Below are 12,549 nucleotides of genomic sequence, written 5' to 3'. Positions count from 1 at the left end.
ATTCCCAATTCCCAATTCCCAATTACCAATTACCCATTCCCTATTCCATAATTACTTCCGCTTTCAATCCGTTATTTTTGAATTGTCTGACTAGATTTTTGGCTTTATTGCGATCGCTAAATATTCCTGCTTGCATAACTTGTTTCCCGGCTCTATTAGTCTGGAATGCGTCGGATACGATGAATTTTACTAGTTCTTGCTGTTTTGGAGTCACTGCTTCGACTATTACCCGGTAGCGCGAACCTGTTTGTGTTGTTGTAGCTGTTATTTGAGGTGGAGTTTGAGGGGTTGGTTGAATTGTTGCAGGATTCTGTGAAAGTCCGGGGGGTAGCATATAAGGGCTACCAGTTTTGCTCGCGGGAATTTGGTCAGGGGGTACGGGTAGAAGGGCTGAGTTACCTGTAGATGCAGGCTGTAGGGCTGGTAATGATGATGACTGGGAAGCAGCACCGGGAGCGGTGAATTCGATTGTACCGGGCTGTATTTGGACGTAATTTAATTCTTGGCTATCTGTGTTGGGTACTGTTGGTTGCGGAGTAACGGTTTCGCGTTGCAATCTCGAATTGAGTAATGTTGGGGTGCGTCTGGTAAGTAGGGATAGAGGTTTTACGGGTGCAGCTGTTGCTGTCAAGTCTACTTTTCCAGCAATGCGGTTACTAGCTAAATTATTACCGTAAGCAGAAACTTGCTGTGTTGCAGATGCAGCGTTAATATCATAGCGCCCGTTGGAACTAAATTGATTGCCGCCCGGACTGGATGAATTACCTAAATCTGGGATTGCTTTTGCGATTACAACCAAACCGTCTTCTTTGTTGCTAAAGATCGAATTATTTCGCAAAACGGGGCTAGAGGAAGCTTGGACTACAATCCCGGTTCTGTTACCAGAAATTTTGTTAGCGATGATTTGAGGAGATGCATTCTGGGCAATATTTATCCCAAAACCTGTATTTTGAAAAGTATTTTGTTCGATTTGGGCTTGAGATGTTCCCGAAATTGTAATTCCATTCGCACCGTTGCCATAAAAATTATTGTTGCGTATTTGGGGTGCAGCATTACCCATAACCGCGACTCCATCTTGAGTAGAGCCGGTAAAGGTGTTGTTTTCTACCACTGGTCGATCTGATTCAATCCATAAACCGTAACCGCGAGGAGTGGGATTTGTGATTGTTAGACCAGCTAATTTTGCGTTACCAGTTCCGACGATCGCAATGTTTTTACTGCCATAGTAGCGACTGAGATATTCGCCACCCCCTTGAATGATAATATCCTTACCTTGACTGCCAGGGTCTCCTTGAATAGAAACACCTTGTTTGATGATTAAGGGAAATTCTTCTCCCATTTCGGCGCTGTAAGTACCTTTAGCAAGTCTAATTTCGGTATTGGCTTTGGCAACTCGCAACGCTTGAGTAATTGTTTTCAAAGGAGCGCTTTCACTACCATTTGCCTTTGTGTCATTTCCGATACTTGGGTTGACAAACAGTACATTAACCTGAGAAATTGAGTTTTCACTCTTGTTTCGATCAGATATGGGCAATATCTGAGCAATGGCAACATTAGAGCTTACACTTACTAAAGCCGCAGTTATCGTGGTGAAAATTACAGTTCCAAATAAGACAGAATAAATAGAAGATTTACGCATAGAAGATTCGGGGTAGGAACACGTTAAGACTTGAATAATCTGCTTAAAACGCAGAATATCCGTCAAGTTTTGGCTATATAAATTAAGATAGTTAATCATCTTTCTAACACTCTTTACATCCAAAGTGACGTTTTTATACCCTCTGACCCGAGGATAATGAAAATCTCAGCTTGATTATTGACTGGGCTGTTTTGAGAATTGAGATTTTAGATTTTAGCTTTTAAGTTGGAATAAAAAGTATATTTTAATACTTAACATGATTTAGATGAAATCTAATACTTAATCCAAAATCGCCAATCTAAAATCCAAAATTCCATGACCCACAGCCACTACTTTTAATACAAATCAATTTAGTTAAAAAAATCAACGATGATAATAACATTAGGAACATGAAAGTGGACTGTTACGATGAAGGCAATAATGGGGTTGTTGTAATGGTCGAGCCATACAGCCAGAAGGAGCAAGTGCAGCAAGTTGTATTGCGGATTCTAGACGCGAATTTAGATCGGACTCGTGAAGGTTTGCGAATTATCGAGGAGTGGTGTCGCTTTGGCTTGAACAATAGCGATTTTACGCGAGAATGCAAGCATTTACGGCAAGAGGTAGCAATTTGGCATACCGCTGATTTAAGGGCTGCACGGAATACACCGGATGATGCGGGTACAGAACTAAGTCATCCTCAAGAAGAACAGCGTGAAAGCGTTAAATCGCTCTTACAAGCTAACTTCTGTCGGGTTCAGGAAGCCGTGCGGGTGCTTGAAGAATACGGTAAGCTTTACAGTTCCGGTATGGGTAAAGCCTTTAAGCAAATCCGCTATCGAGTTTATACCCTCGAAAGTAATTTAATGGGTTTTGCTCGATACCAACAACTTTTGCGATCGCGTTTGTATTTAGTTACCTCAAAGAGTGAAAATTTACTGGAGACTGTAGAAGCTGCTCTCAAAGGAGGACTAACACTGGTACAGTATCGCGAGAAAACGGCTACGGATACCGTTCGTTTGGAAGAAGCTCGAAAGCTTTGTCAATTGTGTCACGCCTATGATGCTTTGTTCTTGATCAACGACCGTATAGACTTAGCTTTGGCAGTAGATGCCGATGGTGTGCATTTGGGACAGCAAGATCTGCCTATATCCCTAGCCCGGAATTTACTCGGTCCTCATAGATTGATAGGTCGTTCTACCACAAATCCCGATGAAATGCAAAGGGCAATTACCGAAGGTGCCGATTATGTTGGTGTCGGACCAATTTACGAAACTCCAACTAAAGAAGGTAAACCAGCTGTTGGATTGCAATATATTAACTATGCGGCAAAAAATTGTCCAATACCCTGGTTTGCGATCGGTGGAATAGACCCGAACAATCTCAATGATGTAGTTGAAATTGGAGCAAGTCGTGTAGCAGTAGTGCGAAGCATCATGCAAGCAGAGCAGCCAACTTTGGTAACGCAATATTTTTTATCACAATTACACCGTCCTCAAATAATAGATAGCAAGTTAAAAGTGTATGAATCTTGAGTTACAAGTAAACGGAGAAATCCGTAACTTATCTAAAGACACTTTGTTACCGGATTTACTCATACAACTAGGTTATAATCCTCGCTTAGTTGCTGTTGAGTATAACGGCGAAATTTTGCATCGTCAATATTGGGAACAAACAAAAATCAAGCAAAATGACCGTTTGGAAATAGTTACTATTGTCGGGGGAGGGTGAGTATAATTCGTAATTCGTAATTCGTAATTTGTAATTAATTTTTCATAAATAAAATTTTGACTGTTTGACTCGTTCCCAGACTCCGGCTGGGAACGCTTGGCTGGAGGCTCTGCCTCTTAATATACTTGAGGCAGAGCCTCTACAAATGCATTACAAGGTAGAACCTTGTAACGAGAAACGAGAAACTAACAAGTAATTAATAAAAATATTATCAACAAACAACTCTTTTTAATCCCAATTTTTTTAATAATATTGATAACAGTAATGAAACTGTGAGTAATATTATCCAGCCGATAATTTTAATTGCCAGTATTTGAACGAGGCTGACTTTTGCTTGGCTGAAAAATTTGGTTCCGATGGACAAGAATATTTGCGCTAAGATACCATTAATACAAAAAATTCCTAAGCTGTATTTTGATAGTAGTTTGGTTAGTTTAACAGCGGGTGTTGGTAAATTTTTTTCGCTGACGGATGCGAAACAGATAAACATTGCCGGTACGCTCAATATGCAGGAGAATGCAGCATAATCGAAGGGACGAAGTGAGTCTGCTAAAAGTAAAGTTAAGACTCTATATTCAATCATCATTATTGCAGCAGTAAAGCACAAAATTAGCAGTTTATTGGTTTTATTTAGAGAACGCGATTTATGTTCTATCCAAGCTAACTTTTTGTAAATATATATCCCTAAAGCTATGTAAACAAACCAATAAATAATCAAAGGACGCTCCATTTTGATTAAAAATGCTAATACCTGATTTCCAAATAAACCGCAAATACTCGTGTAAACAAATAAGAAAATCAGCCCTTGAATCGCAATAGTGATAAAAATATTTTTTTGCCGATTTAACCACTTACGGGTTAAGTAAAAAATCGGGATTAATTGCAATACTATTAGCAAATAATAAGCACCTGTAAATATTTCTCCTGTTAAGATTGCATTGATAATTTCTGTAGGAGAATTACGATTAATAATTTTTAATCCTGCTGCTACACCGAACCAAAACACAGTTGGTATCAGTAAACGAATTAAACGTTTTTGCAATAAAGGTAAAGTTAACTGGATTTGAGACTGAGCAATTTGACGTTCAAAAAGTAGAAAGGAAATTGTCAGAAAAACTGGAACGCAGAATCTCAAAGGAGCAAATAAAGTTTCTAAAATACCACTACTTGCGGCAAAAGCAGACCGAGGTAAAAAGATTGCGTGGTATGATACTACGGCAGTAATACTAATTGCTTTGAGAAATTCCAAGAAAAAAAGTCTGTCCGAAACTTGAGAAGACAGGGGAACTTTTATTTTCATATCAGTGAGTAGGGATAACTGACATTTAACAATCCTTACATAAAGGTATAAACATTAATTTTTTAGGTTCTATATTTGGTTGCGAAATAGTTGATTTATAGAGGCTGATAACCCAATTATTTTCACGATTATCAAAATTGAATAATTGATAATTGATAATTGATAATTATTTAAGCCATATTTAAAGAACGTTTGGCTAAACTTATTAACAATCGAGGAATTCTACCAGCGGAGAATATTGACAGTCCAATTATGTAGATTGTAATTAATAAAAGTGGCTGGATAAAAATTTGTCCAGAAGAAGATAGGGGAAGATTAATTACAGTAAACAGTGCAATTATAATAGTTAAAGTTGGGAGGATGACTGGTTTAAATAACTCTAAAATATTCCATTTTGCAGCGCGACTCATAGCAAACCAAAACCAAATACTCGCACCGACACCCATCACTAAAGCAACTGCGATCGCAACTCCTTTGACTCCTCCTAAATTAGCTCCGAAAAAGAAAGCTGGGATAGAAAGCGGAACCAAGACCCAATTAATTGCAGCGTTAATATTTGGCTTATTTATAGCATTTAAAGCTGTACCGAGAATCGACATAAAACCTCTTGCATAAGCGAAAATCATCACTATTTGAAAGATATTTACTGCTGGTGTCCATTCATTACCATATACTAAAGGAATAAGCATCGGTGCTACAAGAAACCCTACACCGTACACCGCAGCATACAGTACAGCATATATTTCCAACATCCGACAAAGATAAATTTTTCTCCCTTCGTTGTCTCGTTGTGAGAGTACCGAAAAGCTGACTCGGTTAATCTGTGACAAAGCAAATGTTGGTAACATAGCTAATTGATAAGCCATGTTATAGTAACCCAAAGATTTGGCACCAATTAATCTACCGATGATTAAATTATCGGAATTAGTGTTAGCATAAACGGCTAAATTAATTCCAATTAAACTACTAATATAGGCTCGGACTTCGCGAATGGCTTCTGTATCTGGTTTGAGACTATATGTGAAATGATATCGACTAAAATAACGTTTCAAAAAAGCATCAACTAATGACATGGCAATTTCTGCAACAGCAAAAGACCAGACTCCACCACCCATAGAAGCACAAATTACCGCACCACCAAAACGCGCAAAACCCGAAAAGCTATCAATAATTGCTAACTCGCGAAATCTCATTTGACGTTGCAATACAGCACCATGAGAACCTGCACCTGCACCAATTAAAAATACAAAAGAGACAGCTAAAGTTAGGGGAAAAACTAACGGTTCACCGAAAAATTTAGCTAACGGAAATCCAACTAAAGCCTGAATAATAAACATCACAATCGAGATATTTACACCCAAGCTATAAACAGCGTTTACTAATTTTTTGTTGTCCAAACCGCGTTGAATTAATACCGATGCGATCGCAGCATCTTTAAACAGTGCGCTAAGGGTTGTGACAATCAACACCATACCCCAAACACCGAAGTCATCAGGTGACAGTAAACGTGCCAAAAATATCTGAGCAAGCAGTTGAGATACTTTAGCAAAACCGAAACTAGCAGTCAGCCAAAGACTACTTGTAGCTATTTTTTTAGTGCTAATATTCGACATTTTTAATAGTTAGGAATTAGGAATTAGGAATACTATAAAGAACCGAATGCAAAGTTTTACGTTGGGCTAATTCTACTCCTTTGCTACCTAATTTTTCGCGTAATTGTTTGTCTTTACATAAGCGAGTTAATGCGCTCGTTATTTCTTCTGGGGAATCTGGACTTACTAATAAACCGTTTTCTTCGTGATGTACTGCGTCTTCTACACCACCGATACGAGAAGCAATTACGGGTTTACCAAAATAACCTGCTTCTGCGTAAACTATCCCGAATCCTTCTATACTTGCGTTTTGAGTATCATAAAATGTCAGCATGGCGAAAATATCACTTGCTGCGTAATAGCTTGCTAAGTCTTCATCGGGTACGAATCCGGCAAAATGTACTCTTTCTTTTACTTGCAATACATCGGCTTTTTGTTCGAGTTCGGACTGCATTTTTCCTCTACCGCAGATTATATAGTGAACATCTAAATTTTGATCTAAAAGCTGATTTAAATTTTCGATAATTCTTCCAAAACCTTTACGTTTTACTAATCTTCCCACGGAAAGAATTACTATGGCATTTTCGGAAATATTGTATTTTTCACGGATATTTAACCGCGCATCAAGGTATTGTCGATTATTAATATTGCCAAATTTTTCCGGTCTAACTATAGGATTAATTACATAAGTTGGAGTATCAAATTTGAACTTATCGCTGAGATAATCTTTTGTAAATGAACTATTACAAACAATACCTGTAGCGCGTTGTAAAGTTAATTCAAATAGTTTTTTTAATATGGGATTACGTAAGGGACAAAGAATATCGTTTCCGTGTAAATAGATAAAATATTTAATTGGTAAAAGATAACTTAATAATAAAATTGCCGGAAAATCATAACCATGTCCCCATTCTATATAGTGATAGCGATAGCGAAAATAAAGTTTAATTGCTAAAACAAACGACCAGAACATATTCAGAATTTGTTTAATTACTGCCGATAAACCAAATAAGCGCGGAATATTTGGTAAATACCAGCGATGTACGGGGAAATTTTGGACTCGATCAAATTCGCGATCGCCTTTAAAATTCGCTGCTAACATAATAACTCGTTCGGGATTTTGCAAACAGCGGTTGTATACATACTCTTCAATTCCCCCTTCTTTTGGTAAAAAGGTACGTGAAACAACTAAAATATCTGGTGAAGACGTTTCTTGTTTAATTGCAGTGGTCTGGATTTGTGAAATATTTTGCATTGCTAATTATATTAGTAATATCGCTCTAAAAATAACTATATCTCTATCTCTATGCTTCTTTCCTCTGCGCTCTCTGCGTCTCTGCGGTTTGATCATCTTTCATATTTTGAACAATAGAGGCAAATTTAGAACAAGTTTGCTCCCAATAATAGGAATTAGCGACTTTTTTCCGTCCCGCTGCTCCCATTTTTGCGATTAAATCGGGATTTTTAATTAACTTAGAAATAGCTTTAGCTAAAGCTTGAGAATCAGCGGGTGGAACTAGAAAACCATTTTTACCTTCTTCTACTAATTCTGGCATTGCAGTTACATTAGTGGTAATAATTGGTAATCCGTAATGCATCGCTTCTAAAAAAACAATTCCAAAGGTTTCTTGAAAAGAAGGCAAAACAAAAATATCGCTAGAAGCATATAATTGTTTAATATTTTCTTGGTCTGCACCATCGTGAAACACAACGCAATCGGTTAGATTTAACTTTTTGACTGCATTATTTAATTGATTGTAGTAAGTTGAATTATTTTTACGATTACCTACTAAATGTAGGGTAAAACCTTGTTTTTCTATCAGAGAAAAGGCTTCTATTAAATAGAGTATACCTTTCCTGGGAACGTAATTACCCACGCATAATATTTTCTTACTTGCTTGATTATTTAATTTCCGGTCTTTAGATAATTGAAACTTCTCCCTATCTAATCCCGGTGATAAAACGTGAACTAATTCAGGATTAATTCCCACAGAAACGATTTCACTTTTAGAATATTCGCTACTAGTAACGATTAAATCGGCAAAAGATAATCTAAATTGTTCGATAAATTTGTTAATTAACCTTCTAATTGCGAATTTATCGTTACTTTTATAACCGTAGAAAAGATGCACTAAAATAACAACTTTACCTTTTCTAAAAAAACGTTGAATAATATTTGTCAAGAATAAATATTTACTAAAATAATGGTCTTCAACTAAAATTCCCTGATATGGAAACAAAATTACGGTCAATATCAAAGATACTAATGTATCTCCAACAATTGGTATTTTACCCAATCTTAAAAAATGCCTGTATTCATGCAAACTGACATATTCTTGCTCCCACCCAAGTTTTTCTAAATGTTGTGAAAGTTGATAATTATAAAGTTCTCCTCCTGTTTGAGGAGGTTTTGCACCAGTTAAAAAGAAAACTTTTTCCATAAAAATTAAAGTAATTTTGTTTGATGAGCTAAATTCAATACTTCTCTATGCTCTGCGTCTCTGCGGTTTTTTTAATCAAACATATTTAACTACTTAAACCTGTAAACTGCATCATTCCTATTGCATAACTTGACAAACTACAGTTAGCATAAACCCAATCATTTCCTTTACTCAAAAGGTCTTTTGTATTTAAATTTTGAGCAACATTCATAATAGTTTGTGCAACTTCAACAAAATTATCGGGGTTAACAGTCCATTCAGGTGCAAAATTTTGCAAAATCTCGTTAATTCCACCCGTATTGCTACCAACTACCGGCACACCACAAGCGATCGCTTCTACAACAGTGCGTCCAAAGGGTTCTCTGGGAGCTAAAGTAACAACTATATCTGCGTGCTTGTAATAATCTTCAATATTTAGGGCTGGAGGTAAAATTGTAAAGCGGTCTGCAACACCTTCATTTGTGGCACTTTCAAGCAAATCCTGACTATAAATATTTTCGGGAGATTGGTCTTCCCCCATAACTACTGCGTGATAATTACCACCCATTTGATTTAAGTGAGCTAGGACTGGGATTAGCGATCGCAAGTTTTTATCGTTGATAATTCCGGGTTTGTTGATGCGTGAAGGAGTCAGCATGATTCGCGCTCCGGAATCGATAATCGGCTTCAAAGCATCGGGAGGAGTATTATTTGCTTTTTGATTAAATTTTTCTAAATCAACAGGTTGATAAAGAATTCCGCGAATATCTGGCATTAAACCACGAATATGTGATGCTGTAAATTGTGAATTACAAATAGCTCCGGGAGCAAGACTGGTAAAAGCCACTTTTCTGGCTAAATATCCAAATTTATTATAAGACAGCGCTAAGTCATGACAAAAATGATAAATTTGACGACCGCTTAAACGAAGAGAGGGTGCGAATAATGTCAGTATTGGTAAGTAACTACGCCAAACTAAATTATCGAGCAATAAAGGATAATGCTTCGGTTGTTTATTCACCCATCGTAAGGCAGATTTAAGAAATTCATTAGAATTATCAGCCTCGATCAATTCAATACAAGATTCTTGACCCGCATCTCTAAAATACTTCTCCATAAAAGAACCTTTACGGATCAAAATGCATAATTGATCGGATGCTTGAGTGCGAGCAAAACCTATCGCTAGCATTAACAAACTAACCGTTGTACCACCTAAAGAATTGCAGTAAGCTGGGATAATTATCAGCTTTTTACGAATATTTTTTTCTGAATTAGATGTTTTGTTTGGACTTAATAAGCTAGTCATTCGATTTTAGATTTTAGATTTTGGATTGTTCTCACTCAGAGTTTGAGATTTTTTATAGATTACTCCCTTCCCGGTAGAAGATTACCGATTAAAAAACCGCAGAGACGCAGAGTACGCAGAGGAAAGAAGTACAGAGAGATAGCTAATCAGAGAGCGAGAAGGGAGTAATTGCGGTTTATTACCCGTTAATTTGAAGAGCAAGTAACGACGCAATCCTAAAGTTCGATAAATTTTACCTTCATTAGGAAATAAAGCGCATATACTGCGTCTTACAAGTCTTTCTGATGTATCTTTAAAACTGTGACCGATAGCTACACCTTCTTGCAAAGTAATCCAGATTATTTGCAAGGTTTCAGTTAATGAACCGCGACCCGATTGTAATATTTTGAAACTACGGTAATCTATATCCCGTTGAATATCGAAACGTTGATTTATACCAACCTTACTTGCTGCATTATTAATACAGTTAGCCGTGTCCTCGCGTTGCTTAATTAAGTAAGTGAACTTGTCGCTATTGGCTTGGATGTTATTGCCATGTTTGCGATAATACATTAATGGCTCGTTGATTTTGCCTATTTCTCCATAAAATGGTACAGTTGCTGTTAAGTAAGTATCACCAGCAGTAGGTTGTTTGGGGAACGGTAAGACTTTCTCTAAAATTGAACGTCGGTATGATAATGCAGAAGTTACAGCCCAAGCATATCTTCCCCACTGCAAAAGCAAGGGTTTCACATCACCTTGATTAAAATAAGTTGGATCGCGACCAACAATTCCCCCGTCAGCATCAACTGTAGTGCGTCCGTGTGATATTTGTACCCAGTTAGGATTTTGATTAAATGCTGCAACAACTTTTGCTAATTTATCTGGGTAATAGTAATCATCAGAATCTAGAAAACAAATAATCTCACCTTTTGAAACAGCAAATCCGGCATTAAATGCTGCATTTTGTCCTCCATTCTCTTGAAATATTGCAGTTAGTTTATCTTGATAACTTTCAATAATTTCTCGCGAATTATCTGTTGAACCATCATCTACAACTATTAATTCAAAATTTCGATATGTTTGATGCAAAACGCTCTCAATTGCTTTTTGGATAAAACGACCGTAATTATAATTACCAATAATTACGCTCACTAAGGGATTTACGGGATTTGTATTCATGTTAAGTGAGTGGGAAATATCAATAAACTGCTGCTTATTCCTTCTTGTAAATGTAATTAAAAGCTTTATCTCGCGGTAAATAATTTTTATCTGTACGCAGCATAACGCAAACTAAAGCAATCGCAAGAACCGGCATTTCTAGCTCCATTGTGGCAAATGTAAAGCTAAAAAGTAAAAATATCAAAAGAGATGAAGGTCTGTTCTGTCGCGTTTTGTATAGCCACCAAAGCAACGATATCCAAAAGGTCAAGAAAAATCCGGTAGCTAATAAACCACCTCGATAAAGTAAGGTTCCTAAAATAAAGCTATGAGTACCAACTTTTGCCGGTTCGTATCCCGGTAAAACTCCAATTCCTGGAACTACATGACCGAAAATTAATTGCGAATTATCAGCGTTTTCTATCCCTTTTGCTGTCAATCGATAGATTTCACCCCGAACCTCTGTGGAATCTGCACGAGCATTTGCTGTTGCTTGGGCTGTATTTGTTACTTTATCTATGACCGTATTACTAATAATAGGAACTGACAAAGAACTAAAGCTGACAATTGCTAATAATCCGCAGATAAATGCCGGACCAAAAACCTTACCAGTTGTCAATAAATAACGCAGACCAATAACAATTGGTAAACTCACCCAAACCGAACGAGTTCCACTTGTAAGTAATAAAAAAGCCGAACCAAATAATAAAAGCAAAGACCAAAGACGGTTTTTGATATCTAGCGATAATAGACTTACAAAACCCATTACTAAAGCTAAAGCTTCTGGACCGGGGAAAAAATATACATAACGAACTAATCCTCCTATAGATTCATCTGTAGGTAAATAAGGCATTAAAAAGTTACTATTCCCATCTCCGGGTTCATAACCGCTTGATTTACCCGTCAACAAACCATAAATCGAACGAGGAGGTACATAACTTGCTTGATGTAATCCAAAATAAATCACCCCCCACATCAAAAACATCATCGCGATCGCAATCGAAAATGACCAAAAAACCACTTGTTGACGAATCCGGATTTTTCGATCCTGTACGTACCACAGCAGCAAACCAAAACAAACTATATTATTCAAAGGTGAGATTACAACATTAAAATTGAGTCGCAGACCTTCAGCTTCTCCGTAAAAATATCTCACGATTAAACTATATAGGCCGTAACAGATAATTCCGATCACCGCAGTACTCGGACGCTGCAAACGAATTTCTCTATTCTCGCGCAATTCATGAATAATAATACCCGCGACTAAAAAGACAAAATAAAGTCTCCACCCCCACATCCACCACAACGGAATTAAGGTAATGTAAGCGCAAACAACTTTTTCCGATCGCGTTAATTCTCCCCAACGAATCCAAATTCCGGAGAATATATCGCGATCGCTAGTCTTTTGATCGGCAGCTTTTAACCCTGGTTGTTGCATGAGT

General features: G+C 37.2%; 10 protein-coding genes. 2 read left to right on the top strand and 8 right to left on the bottom strand.

Annotated elements, in window-relative coordinates:
* Nucleotides 1–40: 40 nt before the first annotated feature.
* Nucleotides 41–1,639, bottom strand: a complete 1,599-nt coding sequence (locus VB797_RS07190) for a DUF1565 domain-containing protein (protein ID WP_323236977.1) — start codon at nucleotides 1,637–1,639, stop codon at nucleotides 41–43.
* A gap of 389 nt (nucleotides 1,640–2,028) precedes the next feature.
* Here VB797_RS07190 and VB797_RS07185 point away from each other — a divergent pair, with 389 nt between their 5' ends.
* Together VB797_RS07185 and thiS are read left to right on the top strand one after the other, a co-directional pair.
* A complete protein-coding gene (locus VB797_RS07185; RefSeq protein WP_323236976.1) occupies nucleotides 2,029–3,153 on the top strand; it encodes a thiamine phosphate synthase in 1,125 nt (374 codons plus the stop codon).
* A complete protein-coding gene (thiS, locus tag VB797_RS07180) occupies nucleotides 3,143–3,349 on the top strand; it encodes a sulfur carrier protein ThiS (RefSeq protein WP_323236975.1) in 207 nt (68 codons plus the stop codon). Before VB797_RS07185 ends, thiS begins: the two co-directional genes overlap by 11 nt.
* Nucleotides 3,350–3,560: 211 nt before the next feature.
* On the opposite strand, the gene VB797_RS07175 is transcribed toward thiS, so the two are convergent.
* From VB797_RS07175 to VB797_RS07145, 7 genes are all read right to left on the bottom strand, one after another.
* Nucleotides 3,561–4,649 (bottom strand): acyltransferase, encoded by a 1,089-nt coding sequence (locus VB797_RS07175; protein ID WP_323236974.1) that lies wholly within the window; start codon nucleotides 4,647–4,649, stop codon nucleotides 3,561–3,563.
* Between the two features lie 170 nt (nucleotides 4,650–4,819).
* Nucleotides 4,820–6,262 (bottom strand): oligosaccharide flippase family protein, encoded by a 1,443-nt coding sequence (locus tag VB797_RS07170; RefSeq protein WP_323236973.1) that lies wholly within the window; start codon nucleotides 6,260–6,262, stop codon nucleotides 4,820–4,822.
* Between the two features lie 16 nt (nucleotides 6,263–6,278).
* Nucleotides 6,279–7,496 carry a glycosyltransferase family 4 protein gene (locus VB797_RS07165; RefSeq protein ID WP_323236972.1) on the bottom strand — a complete coding sequence of 406 codons (1,218 nt, stop codon included), beginning with the start codon at nucleotides 7,494–7,496 and terminating at the stop codon, nucleotides 6,279–6,281.
* 49 nt (nucleotides 7,497–7,545) lie between these two features.
* Nucleotides 7,546–8,682, bottom strand: a complete 1,137-nt coding sequence (locus VB797_RS07160) for a glycosyltransferase family 4 protein (RefSeq protein WP_323236971.1) — start codon at nucleotides 8,680–8,682, stop codon at nucleotides 7,546–7,548.
* A gap of 85 nt (nucleotides 8,683–8,767) precedes the next feature.
* Nucleotides 8,768–9,967, bottom strand: coding sequence for a glycosyltransferase family 4 protein (locus VB797_RS07155; RefSeq protein WP_323236970.1), 1,200 nt, complete (start codon nucleotides 9,965–9,967; stop codon nucleotides 8,768–8,770).
* Nucleotides 9,968–10,048: 81 nt separating this feature from the next.
* Nucleotides 10,049–11,128 carry a glycosyltransferase gene (locus tag VB797_RS07150; protein ID WP_323236969.1) on the bottom strand — a complete coding sequence of 360 codons (1,080 nt, stop codon included), beginning with the start codon at nucleotides 11,126–11,128 and terminating at the stop codon, nucleotides 10,049–10,051.
* Nucleotides 11,129–11,162: 34 nt separating this feature from the next.
* On the bottom strand, nucleotides 11,163–12,545 hold the full coding sequence (locus VB797_RS07145) for a hypothetical protein (protein WP_323236968.1): 1,383 nt from the start codon (nucleotides 12,543–12,545) through the stop codon (nucleotides 11,163–11,165).
* Nucleotides 12,546–12,549: the final 4 nt, after the last annotated feature.

The organism is Rivularia sp. UHCC 0363, from assembly GCF_034931125.1.
Classification (GTDB): Bacteria; Cyanobacteriota; Cyanobacteriia; order Cyanobacteriales; family Nostocaceae; genus Rivularia.
Note: the sequence above shows the minus strand (reverse complement) of the source record. Positions and strands in the feature narration are given on the sequence as shown.